This is a genomic window from Chelatococcus sp. GCM10030263, from assembly GCF_042666455.1.
Lineage (GTDB): Bacteria > Pseudomonadota > Alphaproteobacteria > Rhizobiales > Beijerinckiaceae > Chelatococcus.
In genome coordinates this window covers 386,939-410,555 of the sequence record NZ_JBHTDB010000009.1, presented here as the reverse complement: position 1 = coordinate 410,555, position 23,617 = coordinate 386,939, and the positions used below count along the sequence as shown (strand labels likewise).

The window sequence follows — 23,617 nt, the reverse complement described above, 5'->3', positions numbered from 1 at the left end:
CCGGCGCGATGGCCTGTGATCAACGCGCCTTCAGGAAGTCGCCGACCTCGAGCAGCACGAATTCCCCGTCGTCGGCCTTGTCGATCCGGCGTCCGGCCGAGAACGGCAGGTTGTTGTCGTTGCCAACGATGATATGCGTGGCATCGATCACATCGACGTTCTCGATGGTCTGGAAGGGGAAGGTCAGCGTGCCGTCCTTGCCGCCCTGGCGGGCAATGCCTTCCGGATCGCGCATGGCCATCAGGTCGATATGGCCGACCTTGCGCACCGCCGCGCCTGCATTGGCGTCGTTCAGCTCGATCTTATAGACCCGCTTGAACTTCGCCGGCGTGGGAAAGCAGTCGGCCCGCGTCTGCCCCGTCGGGCAAGCCTGGTCGACCGTGCCCTCGCCGTCATCGCGCTCGATGATCAGGCCGGTGGTGGCGTCGATCATGTTGAAGTCGCCGATGGCGTTGCCGTTCGCCTCGAGCGGATATTTCCAGAAGCGGCCGGTCCACTTCTGACCCGCCACATCGAATTCCAGAATGCGCAGATATTGCTTGCCGCCGTCGTTCTCGTAGGCGCCCTTCTGCGTATCCCACAGCGGGCCTTCGAGCAGCGCGTAGAGGAGCTTGCCGTCGGCCGAGGCCGCCATGCCCTCGAAACCCTTGGAGCGTCGGGCGTTGAACACGACCTTGCCGTCAGGAGTGGCCGGGGTGGAGACGAGCGGGTTGTCCGGCGAGCGCACCGGCTTGCCGTCCGCCAGGGTTTCGAACACGGCCTCCACCTTGCCGGAGCGGTCGGCGCGCAGGAGATAGGGACCGAATTCGTCGCCGAACCAGATCTTGTCGCCGATGATCTGGAAGGACTCGATGTCGAAATCGGAACCGGTCAGATAGCGTTCGTCCGTCGCTTCGGTGACGATGCGGAAGGGCACCTTCTTGTCCGGATCGGACAGATAGATACCCTCGATCCGCTCCACGCCGCCGGTCTTGAAGTCGATGCGGTAGTGTCCGAGCGTCAGCATGGCGTCCGGCGAATTAGCCTTGCTGCCGAAGCCGTTGTCGGTCAGGACCCAGAAGGTTCCGTCCGGCATCGTCTCGATGCCGGAAAAGCCCTGCACGGGCTGGCCCTCGAAGGGCAGCGACAGTCCCGTGGGCCGCGCTCCGGCCATGCCCGGAACGGTGCCGACGCCTTCGATGCGTGTCGGCGCCGCGCCCGCGAATTTGCCGGAGGTCGCGAGGAAGGCAGGTGCATCCGCCGGCGCCTTCTGGAAGGTCGCCGCGGGCAGCACGGCATGGCCCTGCACCGTCGCGGGGAAGTTTTGGTCGGCAAGCGCCGGTGAGGCGAAGACCGAGACGAGAAGTGCGGCAGCAAGCGCGCGCATGGCTGAACCCTCCGAGAAGTGAGGGCTTCGTTCTCTCGCGTGCCGATGTCAGTTCGTTAACGGATCGTTGACAGGCGCGTGACGGGTCTCTCAGGCGTGCGGCCCGCGATCTCCTGCACGAGCTTGCGCTTGGCGGCGATGGCGAACGGGCGCTCGCTGTCGGCGATCTCGACGAAGGAGCCGGGGCCGCCGATCACGGCGTCGGCATAGTAGGTTTCGAGCGCCATGCCGCCCGGCCCGCCGGGCCGCCCACCCGGCCGGCGGATGGCCAGCGCGTTGATCGTGAAGCCCTTCGCGAGCGCATCGCCGCGAGCGGCTGCGAGTGGCCGGCCGCCGATATTCGGGCCGTCGCCCGAGACGTCGATGATCTTGCGCGTGCCATCGAAGTCGTTCGTTTCGACAAGATTCACGGAGTAGTCGATGGCGTTGGAGATGGAATTGTAGCCCTCGGCGCCGCGCGGGCGGGTCCTCAGCTTCTCCGCGAAGGCGGTGGCGCTCGCGGCATCCGAGACGATCTGCCAATCGACGATCGTCACCTGCGACGACGGTCCGCCCCATTCGACATAGGCAATGGCGATCTTGCCGGTGAGGCCATCCCGAATGCCGGTGAGGACCTCGTCGCTCGTCAGCGCCGCAGCCCAGCCCTCGCGCTGCAACCTGAGTTCGTCCGCGTCGATCGAGCCGGAGCCGTCGGCAGCCAGGACAAGTTCGAGATCGACCTCCTCCCGTGCCTCGGCCGTGCCGCTCGATGCCATGAGAACGGCAGTGGCGAGAAACACGAAAGGCTTCAGCATGGCCATCACCCCGGACGTTACCGACGGGAGCGAAGGTTAAGCGAGCCTGGGTGCAAGGTCATCCCAGCGGCCGATCACGGCCGCGTTATGAGGAGCACCACGTCGCATCTGCGAACCGAACTCATGCGGTGCCCGGGAGCGAGAAGCGAAGCATGTTCAACCGCCTGTACCGGCGCGTTCATCCGGCACACCAGCATCCGTTCCGGGGCCTCTTATCGCCTCAAGATGCCGCCGAGCATGCCGCGCACGATGGCACGGCCTACCGACCCGCCGGTCGAACCGCCGACGGAGCGCCCGATCTGGGCCGCGAGGCCACCCACGATGCTGCCGACCACGCTCCGGGTCACGTCGCGGGCAATGGCCTGGGTCGTCGACAGGCGCGTACCGCGCGGCGTGCTGGTGCCGAGCACGGATCCGACGATGCCGCCGATGCTGCCGAGCAAGCCGCCCTGGGCCTGGTCGGCCGGTGCTGCAGCTTCTGCCGTGCGCTTGGCCAGCACCTCATAGGCAGATTCGCGGTCGATCTCCTGATCATATTTGCCACGCATGGCGCTCGCCGCGATGATCGCCTGCCGCTCCTCGGGCGTGCAGGGACCGACGCGGCCGGAGGGCGGCGCGATCAGCGTGCGCTCGACCATCGACGGCGCGCCCTTCTCATCGAGCGTGGAGACGAGCGCCTCGCCGACCTGGAGCTCGAGGATCGCCTTGGCCGTGTCGAAGGCCGGATTCTGGCGGAATGTGTCGGCCGCCGCCCTCACCGCCTTCTGGTCCCGCGGCGTGAAGGCGCGCAGCGCATGCTGCGCCCGGTTCGAAAGCTGGGCGAGCACGCTGTCGGGCACGTCGAGCGGATTCTGCGTGACGAAATAGACGCCGACCGCCTTCGATCGGATGAGGCGCACGACGCGCTCGACCGCCTCGAGCAGCGCCTTCGGGGCGTCGTTGAACAGGAGATGCGCCTCGTCGAAGAAGAAGACGAGCTTCGGCTTGTCGAGATCGCCGACCTCCGGCAGCTGCTCGAACAGCTCCGACAGGAGCCAGAGCAGGAAGGTCGCATAAAGCCGCGGATTGGCCATCAGCTTGTCGGCGGTGAGGATATTGACCATGCCGCGGCCGTCGCGATCGGTACGGATGAGGTCGTTGATGTCGAGCGCCGGCTCGCCGAAGAACTTCTCGCCCTGCTGGTTCTCCAGCACGAGGAGCTGGCGCTGAATGGCGCCGATCGACTGGACGGAGACATTGCCGTAGTGGGTGGTGAGCTCGCTCGCTTGGTCCGCCACGAAGGTGAGCAGCGCGCGCAGGTCCTTCAGGTCGAGCAGCATCAAGCCCTGATCGTCGGCGACCCGGAAGGCGATGTTGAGTACACCCTCCTGCGTGTCGTTGAGATCGAGCAGGCGCGCGAGCAGCAGCGGCCCCATCTCCGAGATGGTCGCGCGAATGGGATGTCCCTGTTCGCCGAAGACGTCCCAGAAGGTCACGGGGAAGCGATCGGGCACATAGTCGATGCCGATGTCCTTCGCGCGTTTCACGAAGGGCGGCTTGCTGTCACCCGGCTGCGAAATGCCGGAGAGATCCCCCTTCACGTCGGCGGCGAAGACCGGCACGCCGGCATTGGAGAAACCCTCTGCCAGCCGCTGCAGGGTGACGGTCTTGCCGGTGCCGGTCGCCCCGGTCACGAGGCCGTGGCGATTCGCAAGACGCAGCAGAAGCGTTTCGAATTTGGTGCTCTTCCCGATAAGGATCGTGCCATCGTCGGTCATTGCGTCACCCAGGATTCCGCCGAAATCATCGGCCCCGAGCATAGTGCGAGCTGACTGAGCTTGCCAGAGCGGCTACACCCAACCCACCGGCGTCTTTTTTCTGCAACATGTTGATCTCAAGCGTAAGCGTGAGAGAATACCCGACCATGGAGGAGCCATCATGGACGAACTCGTCACCCTGATCAGCCAGAAGGTCGGTATCGACGCGGCGCTCGCTCAGCGCGCGATCGGCATCATCCTCGACTTCCTGCAGCGCGAAGGGCCGACCGACGAGGTCAATGCCCTCATTGCCGCCCTGCCCGGTGCCGACCAGGCCATCGCGGGGGCGCAAGCGGCGCCGTCAGGCGGTGTCATCGCCTCCTTGGGAAGCCTGATGGGCGGAGGTGGCATCATGGCGCTCGGCAGCGAGCTGACGGCCGCTGGTCTCTCGATGGGCCAGATGCAGACGCTCGGCCGGGAGCTTTTCGCCTATGGCCGCGAAAAGGCCGGCGAGGATGTGATGGGGCCGATTGTCGGCTCCGTTCCCGGACTTGCTCAATTCGTCTGATCGCAAAGCGCGACTCAGGTCACGGAGGCCTCGACATTCCCGTCGAGGCCGAAAGGCGGAGGAAAGAATGGCATCTTATCCCATTATCTCGATCGAAGGTGTCGGCACCCTCATGGCGGAAAAGCTCATGAAGGTCGGGATCAAGACCACCGACGAACTGCTCGAACGGGGTAAGGATCCGAAAGGACGCAAGGAACTTGCGGCCACCACCGGGATCGAGGAAAGCCGTGTGCTCAAATGGGCCAACATGGCCGATCTGATGCGCGTCAGGGGCGTCGGCGAGGAATATTCCGAGCTGCTCGAAGCCGCGGGCGTCGACACGGTCAACGAGCTCAAGCACCGTAACCCCGCCAATCTCACCCTGGCGCTCGCCGCCGCGAACGAGAAGAGAAAGCTCGTCCGCGCTCTTCCGCCCGAGACGGTCGTCGCGGGCTGGATCGAGCAGGCCAAGGGCCTCTCGCCCATGATGGTCTACTGAGAGCGCAGATCGCGTCGAGCGATGGCCGTCCGGTCCCCCTTCAAGGAGGGGGCGGCGGGCACGAATAGCCTCGAAATGGACAAGTTGGGGTCACCCCAACTTGTCTGGGGAGCTCTATCTTTGGGCGCGCTACCTCGACGCGACGACGCTGTGGCGCTCGATCTCGCGGGCGATCACGGCGCGCACATCGTTGTTCGACAAGAAGACATCGTGGCCGATCACACCCCAGCCGTAGCCGGTGGCGTCGACCACTTTGACCCCGAGCGGCTCCAGGATGGTGCGATCAGCGCCACCGACACGCGCGATGCCACCCGCCAGTCGCCGGGAAACGCCGAGGGCGCGATCGTCGGCCGAGGTGATGACGGTGATGTGCTGCGCAAGCGGGCCGATGCGCTTCAAGCTCGCCGCGAAGAGATCGACGTCCACATCCGGCGCGGCAAAGACGATGGCGCCGAAATGGCTTGCCATGTCGGCGGTGCCGATCGCCCAGATCTGGCGCAGCGTCTCCAGAAGGAGCAGCCCGCCCATGCTGTGCGCCACGATATGCACCCGGCCGATGGAGCCGTTGCGCACGAGCGCTTCGAGCAGGTCCTGCAGCGCATCGCGGGACCACAGCGCGCTCTCGCGGTCATACACATAGTCGAGCAGACCGCTCTTCGAGGGCCAGCAAAAGGCAACCGTCAGGCCCTGGAACTTGATGCCGGTGGACAATTCGGCGGCGCTGATGACGGCCGACTCGAAGGACTCGTTGTAGCCGTGAATGTAGAGCAGAACGTCGCGACCCGTGGCGCGTGCGGCAATACCGGCGATCGGATCCGGAGAGCCGTTCGGCTCCACGCCGGAGATCTGCCAGCGGCCGGTCAGACTGGCCGATGCCCGACCGAACAAGGAGGTCGGCGGCGCCGCGAACTCCACCTTGACCGCGCGCACGGAACCGCTGCGCTCGCTTCCGAACCATGGCGAGGAATCGGCCCCGTCCACCGGCTTCCGGTTGGTAACGGCGTCGACGATGAAGCCGCGCCGAGAACCGCCGGCGGATGCGGTCGTAAAGTCCGCCGTGGCTCCGCCGCAGGCGGACAAGGCCAATGCACCGCCCTGGACGGCGGCGAGACGCAAGAAGAGACGGCGGGAGATGTTGGAATCGGACGACATGTTGACAGGCGACCCATGAAACGGGGGCTGATAAGGCTCGGCGAATGCGGCAATCGCGCGGCGGTAACGGGCCGCCACCTCTTTCCCTTCGCTTTTCATCGCTGATATGGCAGCAAAGCCGCAAATGCACCCGCCGGAGGGAGACCACCATGGATGAAAGCCGACGCGCCGTTCTCGTCCGCGCCGCCGGGGGGGCTGCCACTCTGGGCGCAGCCGCGCTCGGGATCGCGCCGGCCATTGCCCAGGACCGCGGGAGGTCCCGCCCCGCGAACGGCCCGGCCGGCAATCTCGGGCTCGACGCCACGGCCTTCGGTCTCAATCCGGGAAGCCCCGACGACCAGAGCGCGGCACTCGGGCGGGCGATCGTCGCGGCGGCGCGGCGGCAGGCACCGCTGGTGCTGCCCCCCGGACGGTACCGCGCAAGCGCCGTGCCACTCATGGACGGCACCGTGCTCATCGGGCTCGGCGATCAGGCGCGTCTCGTTCAAGCCGGCGACGGCCCGATCCTCACCGCCGGCGGCCTGAAGCGCCTGCGGCTGCAATCGCTCATTCTCGACGGCATGGCGCGGCGGGTCGCCGACGGACGCGGGCTCGCCGAGATGGAGGACACCGCCGATGCGGTGATCGACGGCTGCGTGCTGACGGCCGCCGGCGACACGGGCCTCGTGATGCGGCGCAGCGGCGGAGAGGTCACCGGGTGCCGCTTCACCGACATGGGGTCTTCGGCACTGTTCACACTGGACGCAACCGGGCTTGCGATCCTCGACAATGTCGTGGCGACCTGCCGCAACAACGGCATCCAGATCTGGCGCTCGGCAGCCGGCGAAGACCGCACGATCGTGCGCGGCAACCGCGTCTCCGACATTCACTTCGATGCCGGCGGCACGGGCCAGAACGGCAATGGCATCAGCGTCTTCCGGGCAGGCGGCGTGCTCATTGAGGGCAATGTGGTGCGCGATTGCGCCCTGACGGCCATCCGCAACAATTCCGGCGCGAACTGCCAGATGATCGGCAATAGCTGCACCCGCTCCGGCGAGATGGCGATTTATTCGGAATTCGCCTTCCAGGGCGCCATCATCGCCAATAACGTGATCGACGATGCCGCGACGGGCATCTCCATCACGAATTTCGACTACGGCGGGCGGCTTGCCGTCTGCTCCGGCAATCTCGTGCGCAACACGACCCGCCGTCCCCTGCCCTATACGGGCAAGCCGGGCGGCGGGGTCGGCATCCATGTGGAGGCAGAAGCCGCCGTCGCGGGCAATGCGGTGGAAGGCGCCTCCGACATCGGGATCAGCGCAGGCTGGTCCTATGCGATGCGCAATCTCGCGGTCACCGGCAATATGGTGCGCGGCTCACCCGTCGGGATTTCCGTCAGCATCGTGCCGGAGGTCCGCAACGCACTTATCGCCAATAACGTGATCGCCGGGGCGACCAAAGGTGCGGTCGTCGGCTTCCGCTACGAGGAAGCGGTCACCGGCGATCTGACAAAGGCGCCGGACGAACGCGCCTCCGGTATCCGGGTCGAGGGCAATGCCGTCGGCTCATGAGGCGAGCGCATCAGCCGGCGCGAGCGAGCCGACCTCTATGCCGCGCCAGTTGGTGAGCGCCGGCCGGACGAGCGGCTGAAGTGCAGCCTCGCCAGCCGTGTCGAGCGGCAGGAAGCGGGCGACGAGCGCCGCCAGGATGACCTCGGCCGCGCGCTTGGTGCCGTCCTCGCATTTGACGGCGAGGCCGAGCCCGATCTCCGGCAGCGCCGCGCAATAGACGCCTTCGGCTCCGGTCTTGAGGAAAAGCCGCTCGCCGAAAAGCTCCGTGAGCCGCGTGTCGAGCCGCCCGGTACCGGCGATCATGAAGGGATTGGCGGCGACCGCCCGCCGCAGCCGTTCTGCGGCCTCGGCTCGCGCCGAGCCGAGGCCCTGTCCCGTGCCGTAACGCGCGAAGGCGAGCGCGAGCGAGCGCAGCGGCACGGCGTAGGTCGGGATGGAACACCCGTCAGTCCCGCGGATGGCGTCGGTATGGGCCACGCCGGTCAGGTCCTCGAGCGCCGCCTTCACCTCCCGCTGGACGGGATGGTCGGGGCCGACATAGCCGGCGACATCCACGTCCAAAGCCGTCGACAGGCAGACGAAGCCGGCATGTTTGCCAGAACAGTTGTTGTGGATCGCCGTGGGATCGATGCCCCGACGCAGCAGATCGGCGGCGGCCTCCGCTGCCATGGGAGCATGGGCGCCGCATTCGAGACAGGTGAAGTCGTGGCCGGATTTCGCCAGCATGCTGGCCGCGGCGTCGGTGTGGCGCTGTTCCCCGGAATGGGAGGAACAGGCAAGCGCAAGCTCCGCCGATGTCAGCCCGAAGCGGTCGGCGGCGCCGCTTTCGATCAAGGGCAGCGCCTGGATCGCCTTGACGGCCGAGCGTGGGAATACCGGCCTGTCGATATCGCCGAGCGCGAGGAGGACCTCACCGTCGGCGTCGAGCACGGCGACAGCGCCATGGTGGCGGGACTCGACCTGCCGGCCGCGAAAGACATTGACGAGAACGGGATCGCTCATCGGGCACCTCCACGCGATCTCTGCCGCGCCCGCTGCAGCTTGTCAAAACAGGCTCTCGTGGCAAAACCCTCGCGGCGAGTTCTTGTGGCAAGTTCTCGGGGCAAGTTCTCGGGGCTCGGCATCAGCCATGCTTGCGGCGCCGCGGCTGCCGGTTACAGTCGGCCCATGCGCGACCATCAGACTCGACCGACGGTAGAGGCCATGGACCAGACTGCTCGCGTCGTCCGGCTCGGCGGGGCAGCCATCACTGTCGCCGACGATTACCCGACCTTCTGGCAGAAGGCCGATGCGGGCCGATGGGAGCCCGGCACGCTCGCCGTCATGGCCGCAGTGCTTGGACCGGACACCCTCTTCCTTGATCTCGGCGCGTGGATCGGGCCGACGAGCCTCTTTGCCGCCGCCTGCGGCGCGCGGGTGATCGCGGTGGAAGCCGATCCCGCCGCCCTCACCGCCTTGCGGCGGAATATCGCGGCCAATCCGACGCTCGCCGATCGCATCACGGTGCTCGAGCGGGCGGTGCATGCCCAAGCTGGCACGGTGTCCTTCGGAGCGCGCCGGAAGCCCGGCGACTCCATGTCGAGCACGCTCCTGGCGGCAGAGGCATCAGTTACCTGGTCGGCCGAGACGGTGACGCCGGCGGAACTGGCCGCGATGGTGAAGCCGCGGGAGCGGCCGGTGATCAAGATGGATATCGAAGGTGGGGAATATCAGCTTCTGCCGGTGCTGGCGCCGCTCGTCGCCCGTCCCGCGGCAATGGTGGTCGTGTCGTTCCATCCACAGATTGTCTCGGAGGCGCGGCCGCAGGACAGTCTCGCTGCCCTCTCCCGTGCGGCACTTGCGCCCTTCGCCGGCTGGCAGGCCCGCCGCATCGGCGATGCCGGCGCGGGCGAACCCCAGAACACACGGGAACTGACGGCCGGCACCGCCTATCCGGACGGTGAATGGCTCCTCACCAGGACCTGACGCTCAGGTCGAGCTTTCGGCGAGACGGGCATTGGTGCGCTCGAGGCGCTTGGCGAGTTCGCGCATCACGGCGATCGACATCTGCGGAAATTGGCCGAGAAGCTCGAGAAAAACCCGCTTGTCGATCCTGAGCGCCGTGACTTCTCCCTCGGCCACGACGCTCGCGGAGCGCGGCGTTTCCGAAAGGATGCCCATCTCGCCGACGATGTCGTTGGTGCCGAGATCGGCGATCTTGAAGGCGCCCGTCGGCAGATCGAGGACCACATGGGCGCGCCCCGACAGGATGACATAGGCGGCGTCCGAGGCATCGCCCTGGCTGAAGAAGCGCTGACCGGATGCAAAGCCCACCCGTTCGCTGGTGAAAGCCAGGAGCTTCAGCCGCGCCGGGTCGATTTCCCGGAACATGGGCACCTGGCGAAGGGATTGAACTTCCGATTCCAGCGTCATGATTGTCTTACCACGGTTCCCCTACCTGCCACCGGACACCCGACGTCCGTTTTCATCAGCAGCCGCGGGCTCCTTTTCGGAGTCCGCAGCCTCGGCCGGGACGGTCTCTGCCGCCTCCGGCATGCGCGTCACGCGCGCCTTGTCTCCCTCGAACTCGACGATGACGTCGAAGTCCTCGACAGTGCGCACCTGCCGCATGACCACGACGATACACCGATCGCGATGACTGTCGAGTAAGCGCCCGAGCAGCCGGCGCGCCTGCGCTTCGCCATAGGCCGCCAATGCACCGTCCAGGATCAGGTAATCCGGCCGCTTGACGATGCATCGGGCGAGGCTGATGCCCGCCCGCTGCTGCGGCGTCAGCAGCCGTCCGGCCGGGCCGACCTGATAATCGAGGCCGACGATCTCGATGGCCTCGCGCAGGCCGAGCTCGTCCACGACCTCTGCGATCAGGCTGCTGACGCGCGCCTGCGCATCGGCAATGTCATGGGCGACCCGGCCGAACAGGAGATTGTCACGCAGCGGCGCCGCGCGGCACAGCTTATCCGGATCATAGAGGGCGAGATCGGCCGCGAAGATGCTGCCGAGCAGATGGTCGCGCAGCACTTGTCGCGCCGCCACGATGCGGTCACGCAGATTGTCGTCGAGGAAGCCGAGGCGATGGCGCGGCTCGATATAGTCGAGCGGGAGCGCCAGCAGCCGGCTGCGCTGCTCGCGGTTGAGCGCGCCCGTGCCGCGCGCCGACCGCCGTCGCAGGATCTCCTCATAGTCCTGCACGTCTTCGGCCGCGATGAAGGAGAACTGGTCGAACAGGGGATGGCCGGGTGGCAGATCGCGGAAGATCTCGGTCATCGTCTCGGCGATGCGCGCGCCGAGTTCGATCAGGTCATCGGTCAGGCCCTCGCTGTCGAGGGTCTGGCGCAGCAAGGGATTGGCGATGAGCCCACGGCCCGTGAAGGTCGACGCGATGGATGCGCCGAACAGGAGGTTCTCGCCGATCGATGCCTGCCGGTTGTAGCGGTTCTGGTCGAAGGGCTCGACGAGACGCTCGAGTCCGTGCTCGTGCAGCTTTTCACGCAGGAGACGGCGCGCCTTGACGACATCGTCGGCGAGCTCCGGCTGACGTTCGACATCGACGAGCCCCGAGAGGCCGAAGCGGTAGACGTCATCGGCGAGTTCGAGCAGCGTCAGCGTCTCGATCAGTCTCGCGTCGAGCTCGTCCGGCCCGCTGACGCCGGCCGCCTCGTAATCGACCCAATCGTCGTCCGGACGATCCAGCGGATTGCCGGTGCGCTCGGCCTCGCGTCTCCTGATCTCCTCGGTCTTGTCTTCGTCACGCGTCGTTCCGTTCGGCTGGTAGCGCAAGCCGTAAACGAGATTGTCGCGCAAGCTGCCGGGGAACAGCACGGCTTCGCTGCCCATATAGCCGATCCGCCGCCCGACGATGGGATCGGGCAGTTGCGACAGTTCGAGCCCGGCGATCTTGGCCGATCCGGTATAGTCGACGATGCGGCGCGCGAGCACGCGGGCGGCGACGCTCGGCGCCAGGCCCGCATCCCCCATCAGGGCCACCCGAGCTGGATAGGGCCACTCGAACGTCACGCCGTCGAGAAGAACGCTGCCGTGGACGTCCGTGACATGGAGGTCCTTCAACTTGGCAGGCCCACGCAGCGAGGGCACCTCCTCGAGGGGCGCGTCGATCGCGTCCTGCGGCAGAAGCCGCTCCGGGATGAACTGCTGGATGATCTGGTCGTATTTGATCTGCACATCGAGCCGCTGCTGGTCCCAATCGATCAGCTCTTTCAGGGGCGGCGGCAAATCCCGATAGGCGCCGATCACCGCCACCAGCTGGCCGATGTCGAGGCGCCCCTTCAGCGCGAGATAGCCACCCACCATGTAGAAGAAGAAGGGCGTGATCTGCGCGAGAAGGTTGTTGAGAAACTTGACCATGAATTTCCACTTGTAGATGCGGAAACGCAGGTCAAAGAGATAATAGAGCCGCTCGGCGATCTCGGCCCGCTCCCAGCGGGTCGTGTTGTGCACATGCACCGCCTCCATGCCGTCGACGATCTCGCCGATGCGCCCGGCGAGGCGCCGCGAGGCGATCTGACGCAGCTTGCCAAGCCTCAGCTGGACGCGGCGCATGCGCGGAATAACGGTGAACTGCACGCCGACCACGCCCCCGGCGAGCAGCCCGAGCCATATATTCTGCATCATGATGAAGGCCATCGCCGTCGCCGCCTGGGTGCCCAGCAGCAGCGGCTGGACGAAGGCGTCGCCGATGAAGCCGCCGATCGGCTCGACCTCATCCTTGATGATCGTGGCGGTCTCGGACGATTTGACGGTGCGCAGCGTGTCCGGCGTGAAGCGCAGGGTTAAGGCGAAGAGGTCGAAGCGCAGGCGCCGGAGCATGCGTTCGCCCAGCGCGCCTTTGGCCACGTTGATCCAGTATTTGAACGCCCCGTTGATCAGGACGAGCAGCAGAAAAAGGCTGGAGAGGCCGAACAGCAGCCCGAGCTGATCGACGGTGAAGCCGTGGAAGAGAACGACATGCGGCCCTCCGCCCAGGAACGCGGGCGGCGTGAAGCCGATCTCCATGAAGACCGCGCTCGTCTTGCCGTCCTTGAAGGCGCCGGCCTGGATGACGTCGTTGACGATCCGCTTCGGCAGGTCGAGCGACCAAAAGTAGAAAGGTAGCGACGCGATGATGACCGCGAAAATGACGAGCTGATCGCGTTGGGAGAACTTCCAGATATAGCGGAAAAGGCTTTTGTCCACGCATCCGGCCCGTATTGCGACGCAACGGCAGAGATAGGACGTTCGACCATCGGATGCTAGTCCCGGGTTCCCGCCCCACAATGGCATTCCAAGCCTTTCGACGGATGGACGGACCGGGCGAAACACTCCATAACTCACCGGTCGTGAGATCAACGGGCCGGGAGGCTGCCATGTCGGCAGCGTTTTTCGACGACGGGGTAGCCAGCGCCGACGCTCTGGCGCGCGACCTCCCGGAGGAGGTCGCGTGCGAGCGCGCCCGTGTGCTCATTTACAGCCACGATACCTTCGGGCTGGGGCATCTCAGGCGTTCGCGCGCAATTGCCAACGCGCTCGCGGCCAACACGCCGGGCGTCTCGGTCGTGATCATCTCAGGCTCGCCCGTCATCGGCAATTTCGAGTTCGGGCCGGGGGTCGACCATGTGCGCGTTCCCGGCGTCGTCAAACTGCGCAATGGCGACTATCGCAGCCTCAATCTCAATATCGGGATCGAGGAGACAACGCGGCTGAGGGCAGCGATCATCGCCCAGACGGCTGAGACATTCCGCCCCGATCTCGTCATCGTCGACAAGGAGCCGACCGGCTTTCGCGGCGAAATCCTGCCGGCGCTCGACATTCTGAAGCGGCATGGCTCGCGCCTCGTCCTCGGCATCCGCGATGTCATGGACGAGCCGGCGCTCCTGAAACCCGAGTGGGAGCGCAAGGGCGCGCTCGAGGCGCTCGCCGCCTTCTATGACGAAATCTGGGTCTATGGGCTCAAGGAATTCTACGAGCCCCTCGCCTGCCTGCCACTATCGCCGGAGGTCGAGAGCCGCATCCTCTACACCGGCTATCTGCGCCGCGGGCTGCCGCGCGAAGCTGGCCTGACGAACTACCCCAAGATCACCCGCGGCCCCTTCGTGCTGGTCACCACGGGCGGTGGCGGCGACGGCGACGACCTCATCGACTGGACCATCGCCGCCTATGAATCGCCTTCTTGCCCGGATATCCCGGCGCTCATCGTATTCGGCCCCTTCATCAACCGCGAGCGGCGGCGCAGCTTCATGGCGCGCATCGCGCGGCATCCGAAACTCGCCGCGATCACCTTCGATTCGAAGCTCGAGCTCCTCATGGACCGCGCTGCGGCCGTCGTCGCCATGGGTGGCTACAACACCTTCTGCGAGCTCCTTTCGCTCGACAAGCCGGCGCTGATCGTGCCGCGCATGTCGCCGCGGCTCGAACAATATATCCGTGCGGCCCAGGCGGAGCGGCTCGGCCTGCTGCGCATGCTCGTGCAGGGCGACGGCAGCGCCGAATGCATGGCGCGCGCCATTTCCGAGCTTCCCCATCAGAAGCGTCCCTCGGACGTCGTCGTACCGGGGCTTCTCGGTGGGCTCGACGTCATCCAGCGCCGGTTCGCGGCCTGGCTCGAAGAGCGTCCGGAACCTCTTGTGCGCCAGGCCGCCGAGTGATGCAGCCGTCCGTCGCGGTGGTCGTGAAGGGCTATCCGCGCCTTTCGGAGACCTTCATCGCCCAGGAGATCCTGGCGCTCGAAGCGCGTGGGCTGGCGCTTGACATCTGGTCGCTCCGCCATCCCACCGAGAAGGCCGTGCATCCCATGCACAGGCAGATCCGGGCGAAGGCGCATTACCTGCCGGAATATCTCTACCAGGAGCCCCTGCGGGTGTTGAAGGGGGTGCTGTGGGGCCTGCGTCAGCCGTCCGCCTGGCCGATGCTGGCGTCCTTCTGGCGCGACCTGAAGCGCGACTTGACGCCGAACCGCGGCCGCCGGCTTGGCCAGGCCTTCGTGCTGGCGCGCGAGATGCCGGCCCATGTCCGGCATCTCCATGTGCACTACCTGCACACCCCGGCCTCGGTCGTGCGCTATGCGGCGATGCTGCGCGGGCTCAGTTGGAGCTTCTCCGCCCATGCGAAGGACATCTGGACGACGCCCGGCTGGGAACTGACCGAGAAGATCGCCGACAGTCTCTGGGGCGTCACCTGCACGCGCGGCGGTCAGGCACGTCTCACCGACCTCTCGCCGGAGGCGGAGGCACGGCTCGCCCTCGTCTACCACGGCCTCGACCTGAGCCGCTTTCCCGCACCGCCGGAACGGCCGCTCCGCGACGGCGCCGATCCCGCCGATCCCCTGCGCCTCGTCACCGTGGGCCGGGCTGTGGCGAAAAAGGGCTTCGACGACCTGCTTGCAGCACTCGCGGCCCTGCCGGACGGGCTGCATTGGCGGCTCGCCCATGTCGGCGGCGGCGAATTGCTGCCCGCCTTGAAGCGGCAGGCCGCCCAGGAAGGGATCGCCGGAAAGGTGGTGTTTCTCGGGCCCAAGGCGCAGCCGGACATCATCACGCTGATGCGCGACGCCGATCTCTTCGTGCTGCCGGCCAAGGAGGGGACGTCCGGCGATCGCGACGGGCTACCCAATGTCATCATGGAGGCGGCGAGCCAGCGACTCGCCATCATCGCCAGCGATTTCGCCGGCATTCCCGAATTCATCCGCGATGGGCGCGAGGGCGTTCTCGTGCCGCCCGGCCGCTGGGATCTCCTCGCCAATGCCATCAATCTGCTCGCCCGCGCCCCCGCCCAGCGCGCCGCGCTGGGGGCGGCTGCGGCCGAGCGGCTGACGCGCGACTTCTCGATGGAGGCCGGCATCGACGTCATCGCGGCGAAGCTGAAGGCGGCGCTCGGCCAGTCCCCGGCGGTGACGGCGCCCGGCTCGACGGAGGAAGCGATGGCGGAATGACGATCCCGGTCGCCTTCTATGCGCCGCTGAAGCCGCCGGATCATCCCGTTCCCTCCGGCGACCGACGGATGGCGCAGCTTCTGATGAGAGCGCTCGCGGAGGCCGGCTTTGCGCCTGAGCTCGCGAGCCGCCTCACAAGCTACGACGGCGCGGGCAACCTAGAGCGGCAGCGCGCCCTGCAGGCGGCGGCCGAGGCCGAAGCCGAACGCCTCATCGTCCGCTGGCGGGCCGCACCGGCGCAAGCACGGCCGCGGCTCTTTTTCACCTACCACGTTTATTACAAGGCGCCCGACTGGATCGGCCCGCGGGTCGCGGCCGCCCTCGGCATTCCCTATGTCGTGGCCGAGGGCACGCGCGCGCCGAAACGCGCCGGCGGTCCCTGGGCCGTCGGCCATCGCGGCACGGAGGCCGCGCTCGATGCCGCCGAGATCGTTTTCGTGATGGCGGCGGTCGACAGGCCGGCCCTGGAAGTGGCACGTCCTTCGGGTCAGAGCCTCGCGAATCTGCCACCCTTCATCGAGACCGGCGACTGTGCCGCCCGCGATCCGCGCCGAGATAACGATGAGCCGCAGCTTCTCACGGTGGCGATGATGCGGGCTGGCGACAAACTGGCGAGCTATCGCCTGCTCGCCGCCGCACTGGAACGGATCGCCCCCCTGCCCTGGCGCCTCACGATCGTCGGCGACGGCCCGGCCCGGATCGAGGTCGAGAGGCTGTTCGCGCCCTTCGGCGAGCGCGTGATGATGACCAGCGCCGTCGATGATCCGGCCGTGCTCGCGAGGATCTATGCGAAGGCCGATCTTTTCGTCTGGCCCGCGGTCAACGAGGCCTATGGCATGGTCTTTCTGGAGGCTGAGGCCACCGGCTGCCCCGTGATCGCGGGGGCCTTCGGCGGCGTCCCCGGCGTCGTAAAGGACGGCGAGACCGGCATTCTGACGCCGCCGGGCGATGTCGACGCCTTTGCGGCGGCGGTCGCCGCGCTTCTCGGCGCACCCGAGCGCCGTAGCGTCATGGGCCGGACTGCGGCCGCTTTCGTCAGGCAGGAACGGTCGCTCGAAGGGGCGGCCGCGATCCTGCGCGAGACCCTGTCGCCGCTGGTTGCGGCCCGGTTCGTCGCGACGGCATGGGCACCATGAGCCTCCGCGTCCTCCTCAGCGTCACACATCTCCTCGGCGTGGGGCATTTGAACCGCGCCGCGACGATCGCGCGGGCCCTGGCGGAAGCGGGTCACGAGGTCACGCTCGTCTCGGGCGGCCTGCCCTCGCCGCTGCTCGCGGCCGGCGACGTGCGCCTCGTGCAGCTGCCGCCGGTGAAGGTCGCCGGCACGGCCTTCTCGCGCCTTCTGAGTCCGGACGGGGAGCTCGCCTCGCCCAGCTATCTCGCGGGCCGGCGCGAGGCGCTTCTCGCCGCGCTCGAAACGGCGCGGCCGAAGGTGGTGATCACCGAGCTCTATCCCTTCGGGCGGCGGGCGCTCGCCGCGGAAAATCACGCTCTCGTTGCGGCGGCGAGGCGCATGAACCCGCGCCCGGCCGTGCTCGCCTCGGTGCGCGACGTGCTGGTCGCCTCGTCGAAGCGGGAGCGCATCGCCGAGACGCATGACATCCTCCGCGCCTTTTACGACGCCGTGCTCGTGCATGGCGATCCAGCCGTGCTGCCGCTCGAGGCGAGCTGGCCCATCGCCGACGACCTACGCCCCCTCCTCCGCTACACCGGCTATATCGACGATGGGCGTGCGGCCGAAATCGCCGGAGCCGGTGGAGCGGGCGAAATCCTCGTCTCCGGCGGCGGCAGCGCCGCCTCCCTGCCGCTCTACCGCAGCGCCGTGGCCGCGGCACGCGAGATCGCCGGTCGCCGCTGGCGGATTCTGGTCGGGGCCGGGGTCAGCGAGAACGATTTCCTCGACCTCCGCGCCGATGCCCCAGCCCATGTCACGGTCGAGCGCGCGCGGCCGGATTTTCCGGCGCTGCTCGGCCAGGCTGCCGTCGCGGTGAGCCAGTTCGGCTACAATACCGCCGTCGACCTGTTGCGCGCCGGCACACGCGCTGTCGTCGTGCCCTTCGAGGAGGCAGGCGAGACCGAGCAGCGGCTGCGTGCCGAACGCTTCGCCCGCGAGGGGCTGTTGACACTCGTTCCCCAGGCCGACCTCAGCCCCGAGGCCTTGGCGGCCGCCATACGCGCTGCACTCGCGGCCCCGCCGCCGCCGGCCGCATCCATCGACCGCCAGGGGCTCGCCCGCAGCGTGACGCTCATCGAGGCGATCGCAGCCGGCAGTGGCGCCCCGCAACGGGCCAAGGGTGCGCGCAGCGGCGCCTGGCAAAAACTCGACGATGCGCTCAAGGCCCGCGCCGATGCCGGCCAGCCGCTTCGCTTCTGGTGGCGCGACGACGACGCCATCGCGCCGACGCCAGCTCTCGACCGCCTCCTCGTCATGGCCAGGGGCTATCACCTGCCGCTCGCGCTCGCCGTGATCCCGGCTGCCGCGCAACCTGCCCTGGCCGAGCGGCTGAAGGGCGAGCCGGCCGTCGATTTGCTCGTCCACGGGCTTCGCCACGAGAATCATGCAACGCTGGGCGAGAAAAAGGCCGAGTTCGGGCCGCATCGACCCCTCGCCGCGCTAGTGGCGGACGCAAGCGCCGCCCTCTCGATCCTGCGGGCGGGCTTTGGGGAGCAGCTCGTGCCGGTTTTCGTGCCGCCGTGGAACCGGGTATCGCCGGCGCTGGTCCCGGTTCTGCCGGAACTCGGCTATCGCGGCCTGTCCACCTTCGGCCGTCAGGGCGGCGCGCCGAACCTCGTGATCGCCAATACCCACTGCGATCCCATCGATTGGCATGGCGGGCGCGGGCTCGCGGACGAAGGGGAGCTTCTCGCCCGCCTCACCGCCCATGTCGCAGACGCGCCGGCCGAGGCGCCCGTCGGCCTCCTCACCCATCACCTCGTCCAGGACGAGATCGTCTGGGGTTTCTGCGAGCGCCTGCTCGAACACTTCCTCGCCGCCCCGGCGGTACGCCCGCTCTCCGCAGCCGAGATTTTCCTCGCCCGACCGGTCTAAAGGGTCGCGTTTTCGAGCTGTGCTCTATGATCACGTGACATGTGGCCGTAATCATTTACTGTTTAAGACCTGGCGCGAGAGAAGCCGAGAGGCGCGAGGGGACGTCAGTGAACGAGACGAGGGTAGGCGGCCGTCCCGAGCCGCTGCTGCAAATTCGGGATCTCCAGGTTGCCTTCCCCGGAGATCGAGCCGTTTTTTACGCCGTCAACGGCGTGTCGCTGCGCATCGGAGCAGGCCGCACGGTCGCCCTCGTCGGCGAATCCGGCTCCGGCAAATCGGTGACCGCCCAGGCCATTCTGCAAATCCTCCCGAAAGCCGGGCAGATCGCCCGCGGCTCAATTCTGTTCAACGACCCCGCCAGGAACGGGGCCGCAGCCCCGGCCGAGCCGGTGGACATCTGCCGGCTCGATCCGGAGTCGGAAGCGATGCGAGCGCTCCGCGGCGGACGCATCGCCATGATCTTCCAGGAGCCGATGACTTCGCTGTCGCCGCTGCACACCATCGGCGACCAGGTCGGCGAGGCCTTGATGCTGCACCGCAAGGTCTCGGCGGCGGAAGCCCGCGAGATGTCGATCGCGGTCTTCAAACGCGTCGGCTTTCCCAATCCGGAGCGGGCCTTCGACACTTATCCCTTCGAACTGTCCGGCGGCATGCGCCAACGCGCGATGATCGCCATGGCGCTGATCTGCCGGCCGGCCCTTCTCATCGCGGACGAGCCGACCACCGCGCTCGACGTGACGACCCAGGCGCAGATCCTCGATCTGATGCTTGAGTTGCAGGCCGAGACCGGGATGGCGATCCTGCTCATCACCCATGATCTCGGCATCGTCGCCAATATGGCCGACGACATCGCCGTGATGTATCGCGGGCGCATCGTCGAGGCGGGACCTCGCGAGGCGCTCTTCCGCAACCCCCAGCATCCCTATCTCAAGGCTCTCTTGCGCGCCGTGCCGCGCTTCGACATGGGGCCGGATGAACGGCTGACGCCCATCCGCGAAGTGGCGAGCACGGGCATGATCGATGCCTCCCCGAAGCGCGAGCGCCCGCAGCCACGCGGCCCGGTGCTGAGCGTCGAGGAGGTCAGCAAGACCTATGCGCTGCGCGCCGGCTGGTTCTCCGGCCGGGTCAGGACGGTGCGGGCCGTCGAGCATGTCAGCCTGTCGCTGCCCGCCGGCAAGACGCTCGGGCTCGTGGGCGAGTCCGGTTGCGGCAAGACGACCGTCGCCAAGATCATCATGCGTTCCGTCGAGCCGGACACGGGCCGCGTGCTCTTCGACGACGGCAATGGTCCCCGCGACGTCCGGCAATTCGGACGCGAGGAACTCTTCGCATATCGCCGAGCGGTGCAGGTGGTCTTCCAAGACCCCTTTTCGTCGCTCAATCCGCGCATGACCGTCTATGAGGCCTTGACCGAACCGCTCGTCATCCACGGCATCGGCGGGAGCGAGGAGCGCTTCGCCAAGGCCAAGATGCTGATGGAGCTCGTCGGCCTCGACAAGCGCTACCTGCGGCGCTACCCGCATTCCTTCTCGGGCGGGCAGCGCCAGCGCATCGGCATCGCCCGGGCGCTCGCGCTTTCGCCGCGCGTGCTCATTCTGGACGAGCCGGTGTCCGCCCTCGATGTCTCCGTCCAGGCCCAGATCCTCAATCTGCTGAAGGATCTGCAGACGGCACTCGGCCTCTCCTATCTCTTCGTCTCGCATAATCTGGCGGTGGTCGACTATCTCGCCGACACCATCGCCGTGATGTGCCGCGGCCTTATCGTCGAGGAAGCGCCCAAGGCGGTTCTTTTCCGCAATCCGGCGCATCCCTATACGCGCGCGCTGCTTGCCGCGGTGCCGAGCCCGGATCTCGACCACCCGCTCGACTTCAACGCGCTGCGATCCGATAGCTTCTCCGATCCCGACGACTGGCCGGAGCCCTTCCGCCTGCCGGACGCGTCCGATAGCGTGATGCGGGAGATCGAACCGGGCCATCGGGTGCGCGTGGCTGTCCAGGGAGAAAGGAAAGCAGCCTGATGCGGTGCCTTGCTTCCATTGGCGCGGCCGTAACGGTCACCGCCCTCGCCTTTGTGCTTCCGCTGGCGGCGATCTGCGCGCCCTTCGACGGCGCCGTCGCCGCGCCGGCCTATGTCGAGACCCCCTATTTCGAAGAGGCGGTCAAGAAGGGCGAGCTGCCACCCGTCGCCGAACGGGTTCCCGCCGAGCCGCTCGTCGTCGACATGGCAGCGCATGGCCGCCGCACGGGCAAACCGGGCGGCGATATCCTGACGCTAGCGGGGAAAGCGCGCGACCTGCGCTATCTCTCCTCCATGGCCTATAGCCGGCTTGTCGGCTACGACGCGAACCTCGACCTCAAGCCGGATATTCTGGCGAGTGTCGACGATGTCGACGACCGCATCTTCACGCTCCATATCCGCAAAGGTCATAAATGGTCGGATGGGCAACCCTTCACGGCGGAAGACTTCCGCTATTGGTGGGATGACGTTGCCCTCAACAAGGAGCTTTCGCCGGCCGGCCCGCCGATGTTCATGCTGGTCGAGGGACAAAGACCGGTTTTCACGGTGATCAACGATCACACCGTGCGCTATGAATGGCAGAAGCCCAATCCCCGCTTTCTGCCTATGCTGGCAGGGCCGCGCGATCCGCTGATCTACCGGCCTGCCCATTATATGAAGCAGTTCCACAGCAAATATTCGGATCCGGAGGCACTGGCCCAGGCGGCGGCGCGGGCGAAGCTCAAATCCTGGGCCGCTCTCCACAATCGCATGGACGACATGTTCGACGGATCCAATCCGGACATCCCGACGCTCGGCCCCTGGAAGGTGATCACCGCCGGGCCGGCCAATCGCTTCATCTTCCAGCGCAATCCCTATTACCACCGGGTCGATACCGCCGGCCACCAGCTGCCCTATATCGACCGGATCATCGTTGATATGTCCTCGCCCGGGCTTTTCGCCGCCAAGGCCAATGCAGGCGAAGTCGACTTTCTCGCGCGCGGGCTCACGACAGCCGATATTCCCGTCCTCAAGCAGGGCGAGAAGGCTCATGGCTACCGGACGCTTCTGTGGCCTATCGCCCGAGGCTCACAGGTCGCGCTCTATCCCAATCTCACGGTCAACGACCCGGTCTGGCGGAAGCTGAACCGTGACGTGCGCTTCCGCCGGGCGCTGTCGCTCGGCATCGACCGGCGCACGATCAACAACGCCCTGTTCTTCGGGCTGGGCACGGAAGGCAACGACACCGTGCGCGAGGGTTCACGCCTCTTCGAACCGGAATACCGGACGGAATACGGCACCTATGATCCCGACCGGGCCAATGCGCTGCTCGACGAAATCGGGCTGACGGAACGCCGCGGCGACGGGACGCGGCTCCTGCCCGACGGGCGCCCGCTCGAGATCGTGGTGGAGGTCGACGGCGACACGGGCATGGCGGTCGATACGCTCCAGCTGATCTCCGAATTCTGGCGCGAGATCGGCGTCCGGCTCTTCATCAAGCCGCAGGATATCAATGTGCTGCGCAACCGGGCCTATGCCGGCCTGCCGGTGATGGTCGCGAACTACGGCCTCGACAATGCCATTCCGACGCCCGGGATGTCGCCGGCCGAACTGGCGCCGGTTTTTCAGGATAATTACGCCTGGCCGAAATGGGGGCAGTATATCGAGACCAAGGGCAAGAACGGCGAGGCCTGCGATCTCGAAGCTGCCCGGCAGTTGCTCGACCTCTATAATCAATGGCTGTCCACGGCCGACCGAAAGCGGCAGGCGGAGATCTGGCATGAGATGCTCGCCAATCGCACCGATCAGCAGTGGTCTATCGGCACCGTGGCCGACGCGCTGCAGCCGATCGTGCTCAGGGCCGGGCTCACCAATTTCCCCGACAAGGCCCTCTACAGCTGGGAACCGACATCGCTCGTGGGCGTCTACCGCATCGACGAAATCTTCTGGGACAAGCCCGAACGGCGGGTGGCCGAGGCACAATGATCCGCTTTCTCTCAAGGCGCGCCGCCACGATGGTGGTGACGCTGCTGTTGATCAGCGCCCTGATCTTCTTCATCATCAAGCTGCCGCCGGGCGATTTCCTCTCGAACCAGATCGCCGAGCTGCGCTCCCAGGGCGATGCCTCCGCAGCCGCCAAGGCCGACTTCCTGATCAAGCAATATGGCCTCGACCGGCCGGGCTGGGAGCAGTATTTCGTCTGGCTCGGCGTCATGCCCGGACCGAACGGCTATTCCGGCCTCCTACAAGGCGATTGGGGCTGGTCTTTCGAATATGATCGGCCGGTCAAGGAGGTCGTGGGCGAAGCCCTGTGGCTCACCTTGCTACTCAATCTGGCGACCGTCATCTTCGTCCATGTCGTCGCCATCCCCATCGCCATCTATTCGGCCAGACGACAATATTCGGTCGGCGACTATATCGTCACCCTGCTCGGCTATTTCGGGCTGGCGATGCCGAGCTTCCTCTTCGCGCTCATTCTTCTCTATTACACGAACCGCTGGTTCGGCATTTCCATCGGTGGCCTCTACGACAGCCGCTATGCGGGCGAGCCTTGGACGCTCGCTAAGATCGGCTCGCTGGGGCAGCATCTCATCGTGCCCACCCTGGTGATCGGGCTCGCCGGGACGGCCGCGATGATCCGCCGGATGCGCGCCAATCTGCTGGACGAACTCGGCAAGCAATATTACGTCACCGCCAAGGCCAAGGGGCTGCCACCGACCAAGGCGCTGCTGAAATATCCGTTCCGCATGGCGCTCAACCCTTTCGTGGCAGATATCGGTAACCTCCTGCCGCATCTGGTCTCCGGCTCCGTGCTCGTGTCGCTGGTAATGAGCCTGCCGACCGTCGGCCCCATTCTGCTCGGCGCGCTGAAGTCGCAGGATCAGTTTCTGGCCGGCTTCATCCTCATGTTTGTTGCCGTCTTGACCGTCGCCGGCATGCTCGTGTCGGATCTCCTGCTCGCCTGGCTCGATCCGCGCATCCGCCTGGGACAGAGGTGACCGATGTC

The 23,617-nt window shown here is 66.7% G+C and carries 18 protein-coding genes; 11 read left to right on the top strand and 7 right to left on the bottom strand.

Annotated elements, in window-relative coordinates:
- Positions 1 to 19: 19 nt before the first annotated feature.
- From ACFQU1_RS20820 to ACFQU1_RS20810, 3 genes are all read right to left on the bottom strand, one after another.
- A complete protein-coding gene (locus ACFQU1_RS20820) occupies positions 20 to 1,366 on the bottom strand; it encodes an esterase-like activity of phytase family protein (protein ID WP_378136249.1) in 1,347 nt (448 codons plus the stop codon).
- A gap of 56 nt (positions 1,367 to 1,422) precedes the next feature.
- Entirely contained in the window at positions 1,423 to 2,160 is a 738-nt protein-coding gene (locus ACFQU1_RS20815) for a DUF1194 domain-containing protein (protein ID WP_378136247.1), read from the bottom strand.
- A gap of 212 nt (positions 2,161 to 2,372) precedes the next feature.
- The gene (locus tag ACFQU1_RS20810; protein ID WP_378136245.1) at positions 2,373 to 3,917 is read right to left on the bottom strand and encodes a helicase HerA-like domain-containing protein; all 1,545 of its coding nucleotides are present in this window, start codon (positions 3,915 to 3,917) and stop codon (positions 2,373 to 2,375) included.
- 160 nt (positions 3,918 to 4,077) lie between these two features.
- Between ACFQU1_RS20810 and ACFQU1_RS20805 the strand changes: the two genes are divergently transcribed.
- A complete protein-coding gene (locus tag ACFQU1_RS20805; RefSeq protein ID WP_378136243.1) occupies positions 4,078 to 4,464 on the top strand; it encodes a DUF2267 domain-containing protein in 387 nt (128 codons plus the stop codon).
- Positions 4,465 to 4,531: 67 nt separating this feature from the next.
- Positions 4,532 to 4,942 carry a DUF4332 domain-containing protein gene (locus tag ACFQU1_RS20800; protein WP_378136241.1) on the top strand — a complete coding sequence of 137 codons (411 nt, stop codon included), beginning with the start codon at positions 4,532 to 4,534 and terminating at the stop codon, positions 4,940 to 4,942.
- A gap of 129 nt (positions 4,943 to 5,071) precedes the next feature.
- Here ACFQU1_RS20800 and ACFQU1_RS20795 read toward each other — a convergent pair whose 3' ends face one another.
- Positions 5,072 to 6,094 carry an alpha/beta hydrolase gene (locus ACFQU1_RS20795; protein WP_378136239.1) on the bottom strand — a complete coding sequence of 341 codons (1,023 nt, stop codon included), beginning with the start codon at positions 6,092 to 6,094 and terminating at the stop codon, positions 5,072 to 5,074.
- 149 nt (positions 6,095 to 6,243) lie between these two features.
- Between ACFQU1_RS20795 and ACFQU1_RS20790 the strand changes: the two genes are divergently transcribed.
- Positions 6,244 to 7,644: a TIGR03808 family TAT-translocated repetitive protein gene (locus ACFQU1_RS20790; RefSeq protein ID WP_378136237.1), complete on the top strand. Its 1,401-nt coding sequence runs from the start codon at positions 6,244 to 6,246 to the stop codon at positions 7,642 to 7,644.
- Here the strand turns inward: ACFQU1_RS20790 and ACFQU1_RS20785 are convergent.
- Positions 7,639 to 8,646, bottom strand: coding sequence for an asparaginase (locus ACFQU1_RS20785; protein ID WP_378136235.1), 1,008 nt, complete (start codon positions 8,644 to 8,646; stop codon positions 7,639 to 7,641). The two genes, ACFQU1_RS20790 and ACFQU1_RS20785, sit on opposite strands and share 6 nt — an antisense overlap.
- 201 nt (positions 8,647 to 8,847) lie before the next feature.
- On the opposite strand from ACFQU1_RS20785, the gene ACFQU1_RS20780 reads away from it, so the two are divergent.
- Positions 8,848 to 9,609 carry an FkbM family methyltransferase gene (locus ACFQU1_RS20780; RefSeq protein WP_378136233.1) on the top strand — a complete coding sequence of 254 codons (762 nt, stop codon included), beginning with the start codon at positions 8,848 to 8,850 and terminating at the stop codon, positions 9,607 to 9,609.
- A gap of 3 nt (positions 9,610 to 9,612) precedes the next feature.
- Here ACFQU1_RS20780 and ACFQU1_RS20775 read toward each other — a convergent pair whose 3' ends face one another.
- Together ACFQU1_RS20775 and ACFQU1_RS20770 are read right to left on the bottom strand one after the other, a co-directional pair.
- Positions 9,613 to 10,056, bottom strand: a complete 444-nt coding sequence (locus ACFQU1_RS20775; RefSeq protein ID WP_378136231.1) for a Crp/Fnr family transcriptional regulator — start codon at positions 10,054 to 10,056, stop codon at positions 9,613 to 9,615.
- A 21-nt stretch (positions 10,057 to 10,077) separates the two neighbouring features.
- Positions 10,078 to 12,834, bottom strand: a complete 2,757-nt coding sequence (locus tag ACFQU1_RS20770; protein ID WP_378136229.1) for an ABC transporter transmembrane domain-containing protein — start codon at positions 12,832 to 12,834, stop codon at positions 10,078 to 10,080.
- A 170-nt stretch (positions 12,835 to 13,004) separates the two neighbouring features.
- On the opposite strand from ACFQU1_RS20770, the gene ACFQU1_RS20765 reads away from it, so the two are divergent.
- The 7 genes from ACFQU1_RS20765 (at position 13,005) to ACFQU1_RS20735 (ending at position 23,609) form a co-directional block, all read left to right on the top strand.
- Complete coding sequence (locus ACFQU1_RS20765) at positions 13,005 to 14,282, top strand: glycosyltransferase family protein (protein ID WP_378136227.1); 1,278 nt, start codon at positions 13,005 to 13,007, stop codon at positions 14,280 to 14,282.
- Positions 14,282 to 15,565, top strand: coding sequence for a glycosyltransferase (locus ACFQU1_RS20760; RefSeq protein WP_378136225.1), 1,284 nt, complete (start codon positions 14,282 to 14,284; stop codon positions 15,563 to 15,565). The genes ACFQU1_RS20765 and ACFQU1_RS20760 overlap by 1 nt, the downstream gene beginning before the upstream one ends.
- The gene (locus ACFQU1_RS20755) at positions 15,562 to 16,701 is read left to right on the top strand and encodes a glycosyltransferase family 4 protein (protein WP_378136223.1); all 1,140 of its coding nucleotides are present in this window, start codon (positions 15,562 to 15,564) and stop codon (positions 16,699 to 16,701) included. Before ACFQU1_RS20760 ends, ACFQU1_RS20755 begins: the two co-directional genes overlap by 4 nt.
- The gene (locus ACFQU1_RS20750) at positions 16,698 to 18,614 is read left to right on the top strand and encodes a glycosyltransferase (RefSeq protein WP_378136221.1); all 1,917 of its coding nucleotides are present in this window, start codon (positions 16,698 to 16,700) and stop codon (positions 18,612 to 18,614) included. The genes ACFQU1_RS20755 and ACFQU1_RS20750 overlap by 4 nt, the downstream gene beginning before the upstream one ends.
- Before the next feature lie 107 nt (positions 18,615 to 18,721).
- On the top strand, positions 18,722 to 20,632 hold the full coding sequence (locus ACFQU1_RS20745; protein WP_378136219.1) for a dipeptide ABC transporter ATP-binding protein: 1,911 nt from the start codon (positions 18,722 to 18,724) through the stop codon (positions 20,630 to 20,632).
- Complete coding sequence (locus ACFQU1_RS20740; protein ID WP_378136217.1) at positions 20,632 to 22,596, top strand: ABC transporter substrate-binding protein; 1,965 nt, start codon at positions 20,632 to 20,634, stop codon at positions 22,594 to 22,596. The genes ACFQU1_RS20745 and ACFQU1_RS20740 overlap by 1 nt, the downstream gene beginning before the upstream one ends.
- Positions 22,593 to 23,609 carry an ABC transporter permease gene (locus ACFQU1_RS20735; protein WP_378136214.1) on the top strand — a complete coding sequence of 339 codons (1,017 nt, stop codon included), beginning with the start codon at positions 22,593 to 22,595 and terminating at the stop codon, positions 23,607 to 23,609. The genes ACFQU1_RS20740 and ACFQU1_RS20735 overlap by 4 nt, the downstream gene beginning before the upstream one ends.
- Positions 23,610 to 23,617: the final 8 nt, after the last annotated feature.